Below are 18,843 nucleotides of genomic sequence, written 5' to 3' on the forward strand. Positions count from 1 at the left end.
GCCTCGCGAGCCTTTTAAGGATCGCGAGCTTTGTAAGGTGCGCGAGACAAGCTCGCTCCTACAGGGGACAGGGGTTTACACCGCCATCGGCGCAGTCATGGGCGCATGGTGCTGGTAGCCTTCGAGGCTGAAGTCACCCGGCTCGATCAGGCCCAGCCACTCCGGCTGGTACACGCCGGTCTTGGCAAATTCCGGTACACGGTCCGAAATCACCAGTTTGGGCATCGGGAACGGCTCGCGGGTCAGCTGTTCGTTGAGCATGTCCAGGTGGTTTTCATACACGTGGGCATCACCGATGAAGTAGGTGAACCAGCGTGGCGTGTAACCGGTCAGGCGACCGATCAGGCTCAGCAGTGCGGCGCCTTCGGTCAGGTTGAACGGCGTGCCCAGGCCCAGATCATTGGAGCGGATGTAGAGCGTCAGGGAAATTTCCCTGGTCTCGACATTCGGGTGGAACTGATACAGCAGATGGCACGGCGGCAGGGCCATTTCGTCGAGCTGGGCGCAGTTCCAGCCGTGGAACAGAATTCGCCGGCTGCCCGGGTCGTTGATGATGGTGTCGACACACTGGCGCAACTGATCGATGGCCTTGTACAGCACCACGTAGGCCTGGCCGTCTTCTTCGCCCTCGGCAATCTGCCGGTAACCCTGGCTCAGGCACAGCTCGATAGCCGCCTGGTTGCTGCTGGCGATTTGCTTGTATGCCGGCCATTTGCGCCATTGCACACCGTAGATTTCACCCAGGTCGTCTTCACCCTGACGGAACGGGTTGGCCAGCCACTGGGCGTTTTCGTTGGCATTCTGGTCCCACACCTTGCAACCCAGGGCGCGGAAATCTGCAGCACTGTTCACCGGGCGCAGAAAACCGCACATCTCGCCAATCGCGGATTTGAACGCCATACGGCGAGTGGTGATGGCCGGAAAGCCTTCCTTGAGGTCATAGCGCAACATGGCGCCGGGCAGACTGATGGTCTTCACCCCGGTGCGGTTGGCTTGCAAGGTGCCATTTTTGATGACGTTGGCGACGAGGTCGAGATATTGCTTCATGGTTTTCCTACCGTTTGAATGCAGGGCGCTGTACGCCCTGCGATTCGAATTCATTACGCAGCTTTATGAGCCGCTGGATCGCGCTGGTATGCCCACCAGATCAGGAGCAGACCGCCGAGGATCATCGGGATGCAGAGAATTTGCCCCATCGTCACCCAGCCGAACGCCAGATAGCCCAGCTGGGCATCCGGCACGCGGACGAACTCGACGATAAAGCGGAAGATGCCGTAGAACAGGGCGAACATCCCGGAAACTGCCATCGTAGGCCGTGGTTTACGCGAGTACAGCCAAAGGATCAGGAACAGTGCCACACCTTCCAGCGCAAACTGATAAAGCTGCGACGGATGGCGCGCCAGTTGCTGGGGATCGGTAGGAAAGATCATTGCCCACGGCACATCGCTGGCCTTGCCCCACAACTCGGCATTGATGAAGTTACCGATACGTCCTGCGCCCAGGCCAATCGGCACCACAGGCGCAATGAAGTCCATGATCTGGAAAAACGACTTGCCGTTGCGTTTGCCGAACCACCAGACGGCCAGCATCACGCCGATCAGTCCACCGTGGAACGCCATGCCGCCTTTCCAGACCTCCAGAATCAGCAGCGGGTTGGCAATGTAGGCGCTCAGGTCGTAGAACAGCACGTACCCCAAACGGCCGCCGACAATGACGCCCATGGCCACCCAGAACACCAGATCAGAGAGTTTCTCCTTGGTCCAGGTCGGGTCGAAGCGGTTGAGACGTCGCGACAGGATCAGCCAGGCAGCGCCAATGCCGATCAGGTACATCAAGCCGTACCAATGGATTTTCAGCGGACCAATGGCCAGTGCCACCGGGTCAATCTGCGGGTAAGGCAGCATTGCGACTCCTTGTTAGATCAGGAAACTCAAACCGGCACAGGACAACAGCGCCGCATACAAATTTGATCGGCATGGTAACGGAAGGGAGGCCTTGGGCTCTAGTGAATGGCGTGACAGGCTCAGGCAATCTATAAGTACAGTGATTAAAAAAACATTAAGGACTGCCCATGTGTCTGATTGTGTTCGCCTGGCGCCCCGGCCACGCCCAGCCTCTGGTCGTGGCGGCCAACCGTGATGAATTCTATGCACGCCCGGCAAAGCCCCTGGCGCAGTGGGTCGATACGCCTCAAGTGTATGCCGGCCGTGATCTGGAGGCCGGGGGCACCTGGCTGGGCATTGGCGCCAACGGGCGCTTTGCGGCGCTGACCAATATTCGTGAGCCGCACAAGCCGCCTTCACGGCGTTCGCGGGGGGAGCTGGTATCTGACTTTCTGAGTGGCAACCAGTCAATTGGCGAGTATTTCGTCGATGTTGGCCGCCGTTCTGTGGAATATGCCGGGTTCAATCTGTTACTGGGCACTGCCGATCAGCTCTGGCACTACAACTCCCAGGATGTCGCACCGCAGCTGCTCGACGCAGGAATATATGGCTTGTCGAATGCCGGGCTGGATACGCCATGGCCCAAGTTGCTGAAAGCCAGGGCGGCTCTGGCCGAGGTTCTCAATGACCCTCAACCCCAGGCCCTGCTCGCACTGCTCAGTGATCGCCAGACGGCGCCCTTCAGTGATTTGCCTGATACCGGTGTGGGCCTGGCCACGGAAAGCTTGCTGTCGAGCGTATTCATTTCCAGCCCCAGCTACGGCACCCGCGCCAGCACCGCGCTGATTGTCAACGCAGACGGCTCGAGACTGATGGTTGAACACAGCTTTGGCCCGTTGGGTGGGCGCCTGGGAGAGGTAAGAATCCAGGGATGACTCGGATTCCACTGTAGGAGCGAGCTTTTAACAGCTCGCGCCTACAGTCCTGCAGAGGGACGATCAATACGGCTTGATCGCCGCCGGATTCATCATGCGGGTCAGGCCCATGTTTTTCAGGGCCAGTTGCACGGTGCTGCGAATCACCTGCGGGTTGTCGATGGTCATCACTTCGGCCAGCAGTTCCTTCGAACGGCTCAGGCTGACCTGACGCAACATCCACTTCACTTTCGGCAAGTTGGTGGCGTTCATCGACAAACTGTCAAAACCCATGGCCATCAGCAAGATTGCCGCCGCCGGATCACCCGCCATCTCACCGCAAATACTGACCGGCTTGCCTTCGGCATGTGCATCGCGCACCACTGATTGCAGGGCCTGCAGCACCGCCGGGTGCAAGTAGTCATACAGATCGGCTACCCGCGGGTTGTTACGGTCCACGGCCAGCAGGTATTGGGTCAGGTCGTTGGAGCCCACCGACAGGAAGTCCACCTGGCGCGCCAGTTCCTTGGTCTGGTACACCGCTGCCGGAATTTCGATCATTACCCCGATTGGCGGCATCGGCACATCGGTGCCTTCGTCGCGCACTTCACCCCAGGCACGGTGCAGCAGGTGCAGGGCTTCTTCAAGTTCGTGGGTGCCGGAAATCATCGGCAGCAAAATACGCAGGTTGTTCAGGCCTTCGCTGGCCTTGAGCATGGCCCGGGCCTGCACCAGAAAGATTTCGGGGTGGTCGAGGGTGACGCGGATCCCGCGCCAGCCAAGGAACGGGTTGTCTTCTTTGATGGGGAAGTACGACAGTGACTTGTCGCCGCCAATGTCCAGGCTGCGCATGGTCACCGGTTGCGGATGGAAGGCTGCGAGTTGCTCGCGATAAATCGCCAGCTGCTCCTTTTCGCTCGGAAAGCGCTGATTGATCATGAACGGCACTTCGGTGCGGTACAGACCTACGCCTTCGGCGCCACGCTGCTGTGCACGGGCCACATCTGCCAGCAGGCCGGTGTTGACCCACAATGGCATGCGATGCCCGTCAGGGGTGATGCACGGCAGCTCACGCAAGGCATCCAGGCCTTGTGACAGCTGGCGTTCTTCTTCGACAACCTCGGCATATTGCTTGCGCAGCACATCGCTGGGGTTGGTGTAGACCTCGCCATGGTAGCCGTCGACGATCATCTGGATGCCGTCGACCCTGGAGTACGGCAGGTCAACCAGACCCATTACCGTCGGAATCCCCATGGCCCGGGCCAGAATCGCCACGTGGGAGTTGCCCGAACCCAGTACCGACACCAGGCCCGCAAGCTTGCCTTCGGGTACTTCACCGAGCATGGTCGCGGTCAGCTCTTCGCTGACCAGGATGGTGTGGTCGGGGTAGACCATGGTTTGCTGGCGGTCATGTTGCAAATACGCCAGCAGACGCCGCCCGAGGTCACGCACATCCGACGCCCGCTCGCGCAGGTAGTCGTCGTCCATCAATTCGAAACGGTTGACGTGATCAGACACCACCTGGCGCAACGCGCCCTGGGCCCACTGGCCGGTCTTGATCACATTTTTGACTTCGCTGCCCAGCGACGCATCGTCGAGCATCATCAGATACACGTCGAACAGCGCCTGTTCTTCGGGCCGCAACTGGGTGGCGAGTTTTTTCGACACCGCGCGCATATCGTTGCGCACACCTTCGAGGGCGGTTTTGAACAGCGCAATTTCAGCCGGGATATCGGTAATGCTCTTGTCCGGAACCACGTCCAGATCGGCCGGGGGCAACATGACCACCGCCGTACCGACCGCCGCACCGGGCGAACCCGGTACACCGACGAACTTGGCTTCCTGAATGCCCTTGCCCTGACGTCCCAGGCCGCGGATCGAGCCCGTGGCTTCGGCATGGGCAATAACCCCCGCCAGCTGCGCGCTCATGGTCACGAGGAAGGCTTCTTCACCCTCATCGAACTGACGACGTTCTTTTTGCTGGATGACCAGAACCCCCACCACTCGGCGGTGGTGGATGATCGGCGCGCCGAGGAAAGAGGCATACCGCTCTTCACCGGTTTCTGCAAAGTAACGATAACGAGGGTGATCGGCGGCGTTTTCGAGGTTCAGAGGTTCTTCACGGGTGCCCACCAGACCCACCAGGCCTTCGTTGGGCGCCATGCTGACCTTGCCGATCGAGCGCTTGTTCAGGCCCTCGGTCGCCATCAGGACAAAACGATTGGTCTCTGGATCGAGCAAATAGACCGAGCAGACCTGACTGCCCATGGCCTCTTTGACGCGCAGCACAATAATCCCCAACGCCGCCTTGAGATCCTTGGCGGAGTTAACTTCCTGGACGATCTTGCGCAGCGTATTGAGCATGGCTCGGGGTCGAACTCCGTGTCAGGCGCGCGTTAAAAGGCGCGGGGCAAGCTCTTTGAGAGCGCGACGGTAAACCTCGCGCTTGAATGTCACCACCTGGCCCAACGGATACCAATAACTGACCCAACGCCAGCCATCGAACTCCGGTTTACCGGTCAAATCCATCCGCACCCGTTTCTCGTTGGAGACCAGGCGCAGCAAAAACCACTTTTGCTTCTGACCGATACACAGCGGTTGGCTATGGGTACGGACCAGACGTTGCGGCAAACGATAACGCAACCAGCCTCGCGTGCAGGCGAGTATTTCCACATCTTCGCGCTCAAGGCCAACTTCTTCGTTCAACTCACGGTACAAGGCGTCTTCCGGCGTCTCATCAGGGTTGATACCACCCTGGGGAAACTGCCACGCGTCTTGATTGATTCGGCGAGCCCAAAGTACCTGACCAGCATCATTTGTCAGAATAATCCCGACATTAGGGCGGAAACCATCGGGGTCGATCACGGCAACAACCTCGCAAACGCATGTCACCGCATTGTTCCACAAAGGTTGTGAAAGCAGCAACGCGCCTTCCCGCCTTATGTGCACTCTTATGAAAAGACCGTATTCTTGTGGCCTTTTAACAGACACTTCAGCGGGTAATTTCAATGCGACTGGCTTTATTCGACCTGGACAACACCCTTCTGGGCGGTGACAGCGATCACGCTTGGGGCGATTACTTGTGCCAGCGGGGCATTCTCGACGGCGACGCTTACAAGGCGCGCAACGATGCCTTTTATCAGGATTACCTGGCCGGCAAACTCGACAACGCCGCCTACCTTAATTTCAGCATGGAAATCTTTGGCCGGCATGACATGGCTCAACTGGATCAATGGCACCGCGAATTCATGCGCGATTGCATCGAGCCGTTGATGTTGCCCAAGGCACAAGCCCTGCTGGAAAAACACCGTGCAGCAGGCGACACGCTGGTCATTATCACGGCCACCAACCGCGTGGTAACGGCACCGATCGCCCAAAAGCTCGGCGTGGAACACCTGATTGCCACCGAGTGCGAAATCGTCGATGGCCGCTATACCGGGCGCAGCACAGACGTGCCGTGCTTTCGTGAAGGCAAGGTGACACGCCTGAACCGCTGGATCGAAGAAAATGGCTACAGCCTGGAAGACAGCTGGTTCTATAGCGACTCGATGAACGACTTGCCGCTGCTGGAGCAAGTGACCCACCCGGTGGCGGTTGATCCTGATCCGAACCTGCGGGCCGAAGCCGAAAAACGCGGCTGGCCAGTGATGACGCTGCGCGACTGATCCGACACCCACCCCCACAACCTACTGCAGGAGCGAGATCGCTCCTGCAGATGCAACAGGGTCAAACCGGCTTGGCACCCATCAGCCCGGCAATGGCGATAAAGCAAATCGTACAAAAAATCGCCAGCCCCAGCGTAAATCCAGGATGTCTGGCCACTCGCCCCAACCGCAGGCGATTGAGCCGTACCAGCAACCACAACCAGCTCAAGCCGCCCACCAGGTACAAACTGCTGCCCGCCAGCAACCACAGCTGACTCAGCGGCCAGCCGGCCATATGCACCAGAAACCAGCCGCTCACCGGCAACGCCACCAGGCACAGGGCCATTAGCGCCCAGACAAAAGCCCAGGGCCGTCTGACGATGCCGCCCGACAGGTCTTTATCCCCTGCCCGCCAGCGTCGAATCACCACCACCAGCAACACAATGGCGCTGACCAACAGCAGCAGTGTCGATACGCCATGCAGCAGTTTTAACGCGGTGAACGTTTCCATTTGATTAATCCCTTGAGCCGTTCAGTCAGCGTAGCGGCTATCGGCCAAGAAACAGCTGATACGCCGGGTTATCGCTCTCATCCCAATATGGGTAGCCAATCTCGGCCAGCGCGGCAGGCACCAGATGACGCTCATCGGCAGGCACTTGCAGCCCGGCCATGACCCGACCATCGGCCGCCCCGTGGTTACGGTAATGGAACATCGAAATGTTCCAGCGCCCGCCCAGCTTGTGCAGGAAGTTGAACAGCGCGCCCGGGCGCTCCGGAAACTCGAAACGGAACAGCAGTTCATCGCTGACCTTGGCTGCATGCCCGCCAACCATGTGCCGGATGTGCAACTTGGCCAGTTCGTTCTCGGTCAGGTCGATCACCGGGAAGCCCTGTTCGGCCAGGCTGGCCAGCAGTGCGCTGCGGGGATCGTTTTCCGGATGGGTCTGCACCCCAACAAAAATGTGCGCCTCGCTGCCGGTGTGGTAGCGATAGTTGAATTCGGTGATCTGACGCTTGCCGACGGCCTGGCAGAACGCCTTGAAACTGCCCGGCACCTCAGGAATGGTCACCGCGATAATGGCTTCGCGGCCCTCACCCAGTTCGGCTCGCTCGGCCACATGGCGCAGGCGGTCGAAGTTGACATTGGCACCGGAGTCGATGGCAACCAGGGTCTGGCCACGCACACCGCGCTGCTCCACATACTTCTTGATCCCTGCCACACCCAGGGCGCCGGCAGGTTCGGTGATCGAGCGGGTATCGTCGAAAATATCCTTGATTGCCGCACAGATTTCGTCGGTGCTGACGGTGATGACTTCGTCGACGTAGTCTTTGCAGATATCGAAGGTGTGCTGGCCAATCTGGGCCACGGCCACCCCATCGGCGAAAATCCCGACCGCAGGCAGCACCACGCGCTCGCCGGCCGCCATCGCGGCTTGCAGGCAGTTGGAATCATCGGGCTCGACGCCAATGATCTTGATCTCGGGACGCAGGTATTTCACATACGCGGCAATCCCGGCGATCAGCCCGCCGCCGCCCACCGGCACGAAGATCGCATCCAGCGGTGCCGGGTGCTGGCGCAGAATCTCCATCGCCACGGTGCCCTGCCCGGCAATGGTATGCGGGTCATCGTAGGGGTGAACGTAGACGTAGCCTTCCTTCTCGACCAATTGCAGCGAGTAGGCCAGGGCTTCCGGGAAAGTATCGCCATGCAGCACCACGATACCGCCCCGGGAACGCACACCTTCGACCTTGATCTCGGGGGTGGTTTTGGGCATGACGATGGTGGCCTTGACCCCCAGTACCTTGGCTGCCAGGGCCAGCCCCTGCGCATGATTGCCCGCCGACGCGGTGACTACGCCACAGGCGCGCTCGGCGTCGCTCAAGTGCATGAGCTTGTTGTAAGCGCCGCGAATCTTGAACGAGTACACCGGCTGCAAATCTTCGCGCTTGAGCAAAATATGGTTGCCCAGCCGCGCGGTGAGCTGGTTGGCAGCTTGCAAGGGAGTTTCTACGGCAACGTCATAAACGCGCGAGGTGAGGATTTTCTTAACGTACTGTTCGAGCATCGGAAAGCTTCACTGGGCGGGTTGGCAGGGACCAAGGAGTCTACCCCAGCGTTTGCGCAACCGACCACACGAAAGGGAAGGTTTATTGGCCCGCTCCCCCATCCAGCGGCAGCGGGCTTGCCAGCGACCAGCATGGCGCCAGACATCAGGCCGTCCACATCCCCGGTTAGTTGCCTCTATAATGCCGGCCTTTCTGTTCCCCTTCCCGCCCGGAGCCCCCATGACCCAGGACCAACTCAAACAGGCCGTAGCCCAGGCTGCCGTCGACTTCATCCTTCCAAAGCTGGATGACAAGAGCGTTGTAGGGGTCGGTACCGGCTCCACGGCCAACTGCTTTATCGATGCCCTGGCTCTGCACAAGGGTGCCTTCGACGGCGCCGTAGCCAGTTCCGAAGCCACTGCCGCCCGCCTCAAGGGCCACGGTATCCCGGTTTACGAACTGAACACCGTCAGCGACCTGGAGTTCTATGTCGATGGCGCAGACGAAAGCGACGAAAACCTGAACCTGATCAAAGGCGGCGGCGCAGCCCTGACCCGCGAGAAGATCGTGGCCGCTGTGGCCAAGACCTTTATCTGCATCGCCGACGGCAGCAAGCTGGTCCCGGTACTGGGCGCGTTCCCGCTGCCCGTTGAAGTGATCCCGATGGCCCGCAGCCATGTAGCCCGCGAACTGGTCAAGCTGGGCGGCGACCCGGTTTACCGCGAAGGTGTGGTGACGGACAACGGCAACATCATCATCGACGTGTTCAACATGCAGATCACCAACCCGGTAGAGCTGGAGCGTCAGATCAACGCCATCGTCGGCGTCGTGACCAATGGCCTGTTCGCTGCCCGCCCGGCTGACCTGCTGTTGCTGGGTACCGCCGAAGGCGTGAAAACCCTGACCCGCTAACCCCAACTTGTAGGAGCGAGCTTCCCAAACCGCCATCAAGAGCTCGCGAGCGAGCTCGCTCCTACGGTTTGTTTTTAATGTTTTATGGCTTTTTGAACACGTAAAACAGATTCGGCTCACTCACCACGTATAACGCTCCTTCGTCGTCCATGGCGACACCTTCCGCTTGTGGCACTGTTTTTTTCAGGCCATGACGGCCCTTTTTCAGCGACAGCGTGCTGATGGGCCGCCCGTCTATATCCAGCTCCAGCAACAACCTCGACTCATCGGACAAGGCCAGCAAATGCCCGCTGCGCTCGTCAAACTGCAAACTCGACAGATCGCGCACAAATAACCGGGCATCGCGCCGCGCATTGCTCACCACGTGGATGGCATACGGCGTTTGGGGATTGTCCTGAGGGAAGCCCCGCACTTCGTAAATCAGCATCGGATCCCGCTCCTTGGCCACAAACAGACGCTTGCCGACCGAGTCGTAGGCCAACCCTTCAAATCCCTTGTTACCCCGCTGATGGATCCCCAGCGTCAGCTGCTTCGCCTCCCGGGCATCGAGTACCTGAGTGTTGTCATCAACCTTGACCTTGAACAGCCGCTGCTCATGTTCGTCGGCAATCACGTAGGTATTGGCGTCAATAAACTCGACTGCCTCGGCATCGCCAAACCCGATCAGGGCAATACGCCGCAGAATCCGGCCATCCAGGCTCAACTCCACCAGTTCGCTTTTTTTGTTGGTCACGGTAAACAGGCTTTTACGCAGCGGGTCGTAGGTCAGTGCCGAGACATTGTCCTCAAGCCCTTCAATCACCTGGCCTTGCAGCACGGCGCGATACTCGCCCAGATTGATTGCTGCGGGGTTGGCCTGTTGCCATAGCCGGCTGACCTTGAACCAGGTGTGCTCGAACAGACGGTAATGTTGTGCGGCGAAACCCGCAGCCAGCAGAGTCAGGCACAGCACAAGAGCGGTAGCACGATTGAAGCGGCGCATTGAGACGAACCCTAAACAAATCAGGCGGGTGAAATACCACGACTGGCTGAACTCAAACTTAATAACGCCGCCGGTCTTGCGCCGCAACCGGCTCAAGGTTTTTTCGGAGTTTTCTCAAAGCGATAAAACAGATTCGGCTCACTGACCATATACAGGGTGCCGTTTTCATCGATCGCCACCCCTTCAGCCCGGGGAATGGTGTTTTTGAGACCATTGAAACCGCGCAGCAAGGTCATGAAACTGACTTGCTCGCCCAGTTCATCGAGCTCCAGCAACATGTGCGAATCCGCCGAAAGCACCAGGGTATGGCCCGTTCTCGGATCAATGCTCAAAGCCGAAAGGTTGCGCAAATCCAGTTCATCGCTAGGCACCTTCTGCTTGCTTCCAGAGAGGACCTGGCCGCCGTCGCTTTTCCATACATACAACTGCGGCGGGCGCTCTTCGCCCAGCAACAGTTGCTGGCGGCGCGGGTCCCAGGCAATGGCCTCGAAGGCTTTGTTCTGGTTCCTGGAAGGGCCCAGGTTGTACTTGGGGAAGTCGGCGATATTCAGGGTTTTGGTGTTGGCATCGATATTGACGATGGTCAGCAAGTGCTCACGCTCATCGACAATGGCCAGCAGACCATTTTCCATCACCGTCAGGCCTTCAGGGTTGCTCCAGCCCACCAGCGGAATTTTGCGCAGGACATCGCCATCGAGGGTCAGCTCCACCAGAAACGGGTTCTTGCCCATCACCGAAAACAGGGTTTTGCTCAGCGGGTTATAGGCCAGGTCCGACGCTTCATCCTTTTCCATCCCCGGTAATGGCTTGCCATCAATAACCGCCGTGTAGTCCGGCAACCACACGCTTTCGTTCTGTTCTTGCGGGTTCTCAAATTGCTCCAGCACCCACAACGCCCCCCGGTCATCCCAATGCATGATGGCCGCCACCCCATAGAGCACGGCGCCAAGCAGTACAAGCCAGTAATACCAGCGTAGGCTGAAGCGAGAGCGTGCAGGCGGGGTCAGCTGAGGGTCTGAAGCCATTTGAATAATCTTCCGGGAAATTTGGCAACGTCTAAATATCACAAAGCGGGCAAATCCACTGCCTGGCTCGAACCTATTATGCAGATGCGTTGTGAAATAAATGATAAATGCAGCGAAATACACACCGGAATCGGGGGGCTGTGAAAAAATGTTACGAGGCAGGCCTGCCACGGCTTACAAAGGGGTTTTCTAGCGCCACTGAGGAGCGCGTCTGGATCGTGCTCAGTGGGTCCCCTGAAAGGGTTTGAGTGGTTTGATCAAATACGTATGCAACATGAATCAAAGATAAAAAAATCACAGCATATATAGACATGCCGATTAAAAAGCCGCACTTAAAGTTTCAGTGCGGCTATGTTCATGGGTCGTTCTGTTAATTATGCGATCGGGTGTCGACTCCAGGAATACCTGAATGTAATGGACGTTATCTTTAAAGCCTCCCTGGTTTGATAGTCAAGCCAGGGCGGCTCGTCCTTTCTCGAACGAGAGCTTAAAAATAGGAGCGAGGGGTACTAGAAGGTAACTGAAGAGGTGTAGCCGGCGAGGGTGACGTAGCTGACCAAGGTGTATTAACGGCGCTTCTGTTCGCTGAGTTGGTCTGCCCCGGATTTTGTAAATCACCACGGGACAAATACGGCAAAAGCCTCTCACGGACTGGTCCTTGTTCCAGCAAACAGGACAGATCCATATCGCGCATGGGTGGCACTCGCAGGGCTCCCCCGGGTAATGCAAAGCCGCAGCCCCTCTGGCGCAACAGCCAGCCAGGACGAATCGTCTATCCATATTCCTAAAAGTTAGTTCTTTTAATTTTTATACTCAATTAGGGTATATGCACCGGACCACCGGACTTTCCAGCTTTTATCTGCACCGCTCAAGCGGTGCTCCAATGAGATGCGAGGTAGGTATGGTCCGTAACACAATTACCCTTGTGGAAATCGCCAGGGCATTGCGTGCAGCCAAGGAGCAGCAGTGATGTCCAATCTGGCTAATGCACACCTGCAAAGCGACCTGGATGTCGCCCCCTTGTTGCTCGCAGCGCACATCCTGCGCACCGACAACGAAGCCCTTGAAGCCGCACGCGATCTGGCTGCCGCCGCCCGTGAGCACGCGGCCAGGCGCGATCAGCAACGCAAATTGCCCTGGTCACTTATTGAGCAGTTCACCCGCAGTGGACTTGGCAGTATCTCCATTCCCCGGGAGTTCGGCGGGCCACAGGTTTCCTTCGTCACCCTGGCTGAAGTGTTTGCCATTATTTCGGCCGCCGACCCGGCGCTGGGGCAGATTCCGCAGAACCAGGTGGGCATTCTCAATCTGATTTCCAGCACCGCGAGTCAATCGCAAAAAGAGCAACTGTTCAGCAGCGTGCTGCAGGGCTGGCGCATCGGTAATGCGGGGCCTGAACGCGGCAGTAAAAACACCCTGGACTTGAAGGCACGCATAACCGCTGACAAGGATGATTTCGTCATCAGTGGTCAGAAGTTTTACTCCACCGGTGCACTGTTCGCGCACTGGATTGCAGTCAAGGCGCTCAACGACGACGGCAAACCGGTCATGGCCTTTGTTCGCCGCGGGACTCCCGGCCTGCGCGTTGTCGATGACTGGTCCGGCTTTGGCCAGCGCACCACTGCCAGCGGTACCGTGTTGCTCAACAGCGTGCGCATTGATGACGAACTGGTCATCGACAGCTGGCGTTTGGGCGAAGTGCCGAACATTCAGGGCTCGGTGTCGCAACTGATCCAGGCCGCCATCGATCTGGGCATCGCCCGCGAAGCCATCACCGACACCATCAGTTTTGTACGCGAACGTTCCCGGCCGTGGATCGACGCCAGGGTCGAGCGCAACAGCGATGATCCCTATGTCATCGCCGACATCGGCAAATTGAAGATCGAGTTGCATGCCGCCGAAGCCTTGTTGCGCAAAGCCGGCCGGGTACTGGATGAAGTCAGCGCCGCACCGATTGACGCGCAGGCCGCCGCCCGGGCCTCGATTGCCGTGGCCGAAGCCAAGGTGCTGAGCACCGAGCTGTCGTTGCTGGCCAGCGAAAAACTTTTCGAACTGGCGGGCAGCAGCGCCACCCTCGCCCGTTTCAACCTTGACCGACACTGGCGCAACGCACGGGTTCATACCCTGCACGACCCGGTCCGCTGGAAATACCACGCCATCGGCACCTACCGCCTCAACGGCACCCTGCCTGCCCGGCATTCCTGGATTTGACTACGGAGATACCCATGTCCCTGATATCCAAACAGGTCCCGGTCATCCGCAGTGATGCCGAGGCCCTGAGCGTAGCCCGTGAACTGGCCGCACATTTCAAACGCGAAAGTGCTGTACGCGACCGCGATCGACGCCTGCCGCTTGATGAACTCGAACTGTTTTCCCACACCGGCCTGTGGGGCATTACCGTGCCGCAGGCCTGGGGTGGCGCCGGCGTGTCCAATGTCACGCTGGCTCAGGTGGTGGCATTGATTGCTGCTGCTGACGCCTCGCTGGGGCAAATTCCGCAAAACCATTTCTATGCACTTGAAGTACTGCGGGTCAATGGCACGCCGGCACAACAGGCGCGGCTATATGCCGAGGTCCTGGCCGGACAGCGCTTTGGTAATGCCCTGGCCGAAATCGGCACTAAAACCGCCCACGACCGTACCACCCACCTGGCCAGGGCCGAAGACGGCTACCGCATCACCGGTCGCAAGTTTTACGCCACCGGCGCCCTGTATGCGCAGCGTATTCCGACCTCGGTGGTGGATGATAACGGCGTACAGCACCTGGCGTTCGTGCCCCGCGACAGCGACGGCCTGACCGTGATTGACGACTGGAGCGGCTTCGGCCAGCGCACCACCGGCAGCGGCTCGGTGCTGTTCGACAATGTGTTCGTCGCCGCTGATGACGTGATTCCGTTTCAAAGCGCCTTTGAGCGCCCGACCCCGGTTGGCCCGCTGGCGCAAATCCTCCATGCCGCCATCGACACCGGCATCGCCCGCGCCGCCTTTGAAGACGCGCTGCATTTTGTGCGCACCAAGACCCGGCCCTGGATCGACGCCACCAGCGATATCGCCAGCGAAGACCCGCTCACCCTGAAAAGCTTTGGCCGCCTGAGTGTGCGTCTGCATGCCGCCGAAGCCTTGCTGGAGCGCGCCGGTGAACTGCTGGATATCGCCCAGGCCAATACCCATGCCGGCACCGTGGCAGCTGCCTCGATTGCGGTGGCAGAAGCGCGCGCCATCAGCACCGAGATTTCGCTGGCCGCAGGCAGCACCCTGTTTGAACTGGCGGGCAGCCAGGCCACCCTCGCCGAACACGGGCTCGATCGCCACTGGCGCAACGCCCGGGTCCACACCCTGCACGATCCGGTGCGCTGGAAATATCACGCGGTGGGCAATTACTACCTCAACGATACGAACCCGCCATTGCGGGGGACCATCTGATGAGCAAAAAGAAAATCCTGATCAATGCCTTCAACATGAACTGCATTGGCCACATCAACCACGGTCTGTGGACGCATCCACGGGACAACTCCACCCAGTTCAACACCCTCGAATACTGGACTGAGCTGGCGCAGCTGCTGGAGCGCGGGCTGTTTGACGGGCTGTTTATCGCCGATATCGTCGGCGTCTACGACGTCTATCAACAGTCGGTTGATGTGCCGCTCAAGGAGTCGATTCAGCTGCCGGTCAACGACCCGCTGCTGCTGGTATCGGCCATGGCGGCCGTAACCAGAAACCTTGGCTTTGGCCTGACCGCAAACCTGACCTACGAGCCCCCGTATTTATTCGCCCGTCGCATGTCGACACTGGACCATCTGACCCGCGGCCGTGTGGGCTGGAACATCGTCACCGGGTATCTGGACAGCGCGGCCAAAGCCATGGGCCTGAGCGAACAGGTCGAACATGACCGGCGTTACGACCAGGCCGATGAATACCTGGAGGTGTTGTACAAACTCTGGGAAGGCAGCTGGGAAAACGGCGCCGTGGTCAACGACCCGGCACAGCGCATCTATGCCCGTCCCGACAAGGTGCACAAGGTCAGACATGCCGGCGAGTTCTACCAGGTCGAGGGCTATCACCTGTGCGAACCCTCACCCCAGCGCACGCCGGTACTGTTTCAGGCCGGCAGTTCGGATCGCGGTCTGGTGTTTGCCGGGCGCCATGCCGAGTGCGTGTTTATCAGTGGCCAGACCAAGGCGGCGACCAAAACCCAGGTCGACAAGGTTCGCGCCAGCGCCGCGGCGGCAGGACGCAACCCGGATGACATCAAACTGTTTATGGGCCTCAACGTGATAGTCGCGCCCACCGAAGCCCTGGCCCGGGCCAAGCGCGACGAGTACCTGGGCTATGCCAGTGCCGAAGCCGGGGTGGCGCATTTTTCCAGCTCCACAGGCATCGACTTTGCCGACTACGAACTGGACGAGCCGATCCAGTACGTGAAGAACAACGCCATCCAGTCCGCTACAAAAGTGCTGCAAAACAACGACTGGACCCGGCGCAAACTGCTTGAACAACACGCACTGGGCGGGCGCTACATGACATTGGTGGGCTCACCGCAACAGGTGGCCGACGAGCTCGAATCGTGGATCGAAGAGACCGGTCTGGACGGCTTCAACCTGACCCGCATCGTGACGCCGGAAAGCTATGTCGACTTTATCGATCTGGTAGTCCCCGAGCTGCAACGCCGGGGCTCCTACAAGACCGCATATGACACCGGCAGCCTGCGGCAAAAACTCTTTACCGAGGGCGACGCGCACTTGCCTGAACGGCATACGGGCGCCGCTTACCGCCAACCCGAATAACCCTGCAGGAGCGAGCTCACGAGCCGTCTGATGCTCGCTCCTGGAGGATTTGAATTCTGAATTTTTGAATGGAATTTGCCCCATGCACAAAAAACACTTAACCCCACTGGTTCTGGCGCTCGGACTGTTCAGCGGCATCGTCTTCGCCAGCGACGCCCCGCTCAAGGTCGGCACCACGGCGGCCTTTGCTCCCGCCCTTGAAACGACGGTGAACGAAGCCAGGAAGCAAGGCCTGGATGTCGAGCTGATCGAGTTCAGCGACTGGATCGCTCCCAACGTCAGCCTCAACAGCGGCGACATCGACGTGAACTACTTCCAGCACATCCCGTTCCTGGAAAATGCCAACGCTGCCGGCGGGTTTAACCTGGTGCCCTATGCCAAAGGCATCATCAACAACGTGGGCCTGTACTCGAAAAAATACCAAAGCCTGGACCAACTTCCCCAGGGCGCTACGGTGGCCATCGCCAATGACCCGATTAACAGTGGACGCGGCCTGCAACTGCTGGCCAAGGCCGGCCTCATCACCCTCAAGCCCGGCGTAGGCTACAAGGCGACCGAAGAAGATATCGTCGCCAATCCGAAAAACATCAAGATCCTGCAGGTCGAAGCCGTACAGCTGGTACGCGCCTATGACGATGCCGATCTGGTGCAGGGGTACCCGCACTACATACGCCTGTCGAAAAACTTCGATGCCAACTCGGCGCTGTTGTTTGACGGCATCGACCACCCGGAATACGTCATTCAATTCGTGATCCAGCCCAAGAACAAGGACGACCCGCGACTGGCCAGATTTGTCGATATCTACCAGCATTCGCCTGTGGTCAAAGCCTCGCTGGATAAGGCCTACGGCACCCTGTATCAACCTGGCTGGGATAACTGAACATGAACGTGGCAATTGCTCGCGAGCGGCTCGATCAGCCGCAGCCAAGCGCGACCCACACCCGGCTGCACCCTGAACTGAGCCAGGCCCATGTGCGTTTTATCGGCGTAGGCAAAACCTATGACGGCCAACAGGGGCCGGTGGATGCCCTCAAGGATATCGACCTGGCGATTCAGCACGGGGAGATTTTCGGCATTATCGGTCGCAGCGGCGCCGGCAAATCCTCGCTGATTCGCACCATCAATCGCCTGGAACAACCCAGCAACGGTCGCGTGCTGATCGATCAAATCGACATCGGTGACTTCGATGAAAACCGGCTGGTGGCGCTGCGCCGACAAACCGGCATGATCTTCCAGCACTTCAACCTGATGTCAGCCAAGACCGTGTGGCAGAACGTCGAACTGCCGCTCAAGGTAGCTGGCGTACCCAGACTGCAGCGGGAACAGAAAGTCCGCGAGTTGCTGGAGCTGGTGGGCCTGCAAGGCAAGCACAAGGCCTACCCGGCGCAACTGTCGGGAGGGCAGAAACAACGGGTTGGCATTGCCCGCGCGCTGGTCCACGACCCGGCCATCCTGCTCTGTGATGAAGCCACCTCGGCCCTTGATCCGGAGACCACCCAGTCGATTCTCGGTCTGCTGCGCGAGATCAATCAGCGCCTGGGCCTGACCATCATCCTCATCACCCACGAGATGGCGGTGATTCGCGATATCTGTCACCGCGTGGTGGTACTGGAACAAGGCCGGATCGTCGAGCAGGGCCCGGTGTGGCAAGTGTTCGGCGACCCGCAGCATGAGGTCAGCAAAACCTTGCTCGCACCACTGCAGGACAACCTGCCCGAAGCCCTGAAAAACCGCATCAGCGCGCAGCCGGCATCGTCACATTCGAGTGTGATTCTGCGTCTGCGTTTTACCGGCAGCCAGGAGCAGGAACCGGACCTGGGTGCGTTGTTCAGCGCCCTGGGCGGTCAGGTGCGGCTGCTGCATGGCGGGGTTGAGCAGATTCAGGGGCACGCCCTAGGCCAACTGTTGCTCAGCGTGACCAGCAGCTCTCTGGGGGCGGACGAATTACGCAAGCGCGCCGGACAATGGGCACAACAGGTCGAGGTCGTGGGTTATGGGATTTGAACGTCTATGGCAGGGTGTGATCGACACCTTTTTAATGGTCGGTGTGTCGTCACTGATCGCATTAGTCCTGGGCATTCCGCTGGCGGTGATTCTGGTCACCAGCGGCAAGGGCGGTATTTATCAGGCCCCCAGGCTGAACCAGGCACTGGGCGCGTTCGTGAACCTGTTCCGTTCCATTCCCTTTCTGATTTTGATGGTGGCGCTGATCCCCTTCACCCGCCTGATTGTCGGCACTACCTACGGCGTCTGGGCTGCCGTCGTACCCCTGACCATCGCCGCTACGCCGTTCTTCGCACGGATCGCCGAAGTCAGCCTGCGCGAAGTGGATCACGGCCTGATCGAGGCCGCGCAAGCCATGGGTTGCAAACGCCATCACATCATTTGGCACGTGCTGTTGCCTGAAGCCTTGCCGGGCATTGTCGGCGGTTTCACCATCACCCTGGTGACCATGATCAACTCATCGGCCATGGCCGGAGCCATAGGCGCCGGCGGCCTGGGTGACATTGCCTACCGCTACGGTTATCAGCGCTTTGACACCCAGGTCATGCTGACCGTGATTGTGTTGCTGGTGGTGCTGGTGGCGGTGATTCAGCTTGGCGGTGATCGCCTGGCCCGCGTACTGAACAAACGCTGAGGTATAGTCGGCGGCC

The 18,843-nt window shown here is 59.1% G+C and carries 17 protein-coding genes; 9 read left to right on the forward strand and 8 right to left on the reverse strand.

Annotation, left to right across the window (positions count from 1 at the left end):
* Nucleotides 1-75: 75 nt before the first annotated feature.
* Entirely contained in the window at nt 76-1,047 is a 972-nt protein-coding gene (locus JQ845_RS19300; RefSeq protein ID WP_003444545.1) for a thymidylate synthase, read from the reverse strand.
* 53 nt (nt 1,048-1,100) lie between these two features.
* Nucleotides 1,101-1,904 (reverse strand): prolipoprotein diacylglyceryl transferase, encoded by an 804-nt coding sequence (gene lgt, locus JQ845_RS19305; RefSeq protein WP_010657386.1) that lies wholly within the window; start codon nt 1,902-1,904, stop codon nt 1,101-1,103.
* Nucleotides 1,905-2,071: 167 nt separating this feature from the next.
* Between lgt and JQ845_RS19310 the strand changes: the two genes are divergently transcribed.
* Nucleotides 2,072-2,818 carry an NRDE family protein gene (locus JQ845_RS19310; protein WP_203009362.1) on the forward strand — a complete coding sequence of 249 codons (747 nt, stop codon included), beginning with the start codon at nt 2,072-2,074 and terminating at the stop codon, nt 2,816-2,818.
* A gap of 63 nt (nt 2,819-2,881) precedes the next feature.
* Here the strand turns inward: JQ845_RS19310 and ptsP are convergent, their stop codons facing one another.
* Complete coding sequence (gene ptsP / locus JQ845_RS19315) at nt 2,882-5,161, reverse strand: phosphoenolpyruvate--protein phosphotransferase (protein ID WP_203009363.1); 2,280 nt, start codon at nt 5,159-5,161, stop codon at nt 2,882-2,884.
* Nucleotides 5,162-5,182: 21 nt separating this feature from the next.
* Nucleotides 5,183-5,662 (reverse strand): RNA pyrophosphohydrolase, encoded by a 480-nt coding sequence (locus JQ845_RS19320; RefSeq protein WP_003444551.1) that lies wholly within the window; start codon nt 5,660-5,662, stop codon nt 5,183-5,185.
* A 143-nt stretch (nt 5,663-5,805) separates the two neighbouring features.
* Here JQ845_RS19320 and JQ845_RS19325 point away from each other — a divergent pair, with 143 nt between their 5' ends.
* Complete coding sequence (locus JQ845_RS19325) at nt 5,806-6,462, forward strand: histidinol-phosphatase (RefSeq protein WP_003444554.1); 657 nt, start codon at nt 5,806-5,808, stop codon at nt 6,460-6,462.
* A 61-nt stretch (nt 6,463-6,523) separates the two neighbouring features.
* Here the strand turns inward: JQ845_RS19325 and JQ845_RS19330 are convergent, their stop codons facing one another.
* Nucleotides 6,524-6,952: a DUF2269 family protein gene (locus tag JQ845_RS19330; RefSeq protein WP_003444557.1), complete on the reverse strand. Its 429-nt coding sequence runs from the start codon at nt 6,950-6,952 to the stop codon at nt 6,524-6,526.
* A 37-nt stretch (nt 6,953-6,989) separates the two neighbouring features.
* Nucleotides 6,990-8,507 carry a threonine ammonia-lyase, biosynthetic gene (ilvA, locus tag JQ845_RS19335; RefSeq protein ID WP_203009364.1) on the reverse strand — a complete coding sequence of 506 codons (1,518 nt, stop codon included), beginning with the start codon at nt 8,505-8,507 and terminating at the stop codon, nt 6,990-6,992.
* Between the two features lie 220 nt (nt 8,508-8,727).
* Between ilvA and rpiA the strand changes: the two genes are divergently transcribed.
* Complete coding sequence (gene rpiA / locus JQ845_RS19340) at nt 8,728-9,399, forward strand: ribose-5-phosphate isomerase RpiA (RefSeq protein WP_003444561.1); 672 nt, start codon at nt 8,728-8,730, stop codon at nt 9,397-9,399.
* Between the two features lie 82 nt (nt 9,400-9,481).
* On the opposite strand, the gene JQ845_RS19345 is transcribed toward rpiA, so the two are convergent.
* Together JQ845_RS19345 and JQ845_RS19350 are read right to left on the reverse strand one after the other, a co-directional pair.
* Complete coding sequence (locus JQ845_RS19345) at nt 9,482-10,381, reverse strand: SdiA-regulated domain-containing protein (protein WP_003444563.1); 900 nt, start codon at nt 10,379-10,381, stop codon at nt 9,482-9,484.
* Between the two features lie 92 nt (nt 10,382-10,473).
* Nucleotides 10,474-11,406, reverse strand: coding sequence for an SdiA-regulated domain-containing protein (locus tag JQ845_RS19350; protein WP_003444565.1), 933 nt, complete (start codon nt 11,404-11,406; stop codon nt 10,474-10,476).
* 969 nt (nt 11,407-12,375) lie between these two features.
* On the opposite strand from JQ845_RS19350, the gene JQ845_RS19355 reads away from it, so the two are divergent.
* The 6 genes from JQ845_RS19355 to JQ845_RS19380 all read left to right on the forward strand — a co-directional run bounded on the left by JQ845_RS19355 (nt 12,376) and on the right by JQ845_RS19380 (nt 18,827).
* The gene (locus tag JQ845_RS19355) at nt 12,376-13,617 is read left to right on the forward strand and encodes an SfnB family sulfur acquisition oxidoreductase (RefSeq protein WP_203009365.1); all 1,242 of its coding nucleotides are present in this window, start codon (nt 12,376-12,378) and stop codon (nt 13,615-13,617) included.
* A gap of 14 nt (nt 13,618-13,631) precedes the next feature.
* Nucleotides 13,632-14,828, forward strand: coding sequence for an SfnB family sulfur acquisition oxidoreductase (locus tag JQ845_RS19360; RefSeq protein ID WP_003444569.1), 1,197 nt, complete (start codon nt 13,632-13,634; stop codon nt 14,826-14,828).
* Nucleotides 14,828-16,189, forward strand: coding sequence for an LLM class flavin-dependent oxidoreductase (locus JQ845_RS19365; protein WP_003444571.1), 1,362 nt, complete (start codon nt 14,828-14,830; stop codon nt 16,187-16,189). Before JQ845_RS19360 ends, JQ845_RS19365 begins: the two co-directional genes overlap by 1 nt.
* A gap of 82 nt (nt 16,190-16,271) precedes the next feature.
* On the forward strand, nt 16,272-17,069 hold the full coding sequence (locus JQ845_RS19370; RefSeq protein WP_010657388.1) for a MetQ/NlpA family ABC transporter substrate-binding protein: 798 nt from the start codon (nt 16,272-16,274) through the stop codon (nt 17,067-17,069).
* A gap of 2 nt (nt 17,070-17,071) precedes the next feature.
* Nucleotides 17,072-18,193: a methionine ABC transporter ATP-binding protein gene (locus JQ845_RS19375; RefSeq protein ID WP_160626544.1), complete on the forward strand. Its 1,122-nt coding sequence runs from the start codon at nt 17,072-17,074 to the stop codon at nt 18,191-18,193.
* Nucleotides 18,183-18,827: a methionine ABC transporter permease gene (locus tag JQ845_RS19380; protein WP_203009366.1), complete on the forward strand. Its 645-nt coding sequence runs from the start codon at nt 18,183-18,185 to the stop codon at nt 18,825-18,827. Before JQ845_RS19375 ends, JQ845_RS19380 begins: the two co-directional genes overlap by 11 nt.
* Nucleotides 18,828-18,843 lie beyond the last annotated feature (16 nt).

The sequence above is a fragment of the Pseudomonas paraversuta genome (assembly GCF_904063065.1).
In the GTDB taxonomy this organism is placed as follows: Bacteria; Pseudomonadota; Gammaproteobacteria; order Pseudomonadales; family Pseudomonadaceae; genus Aquipseudomonas; species Aquipseudomonas paraversuta.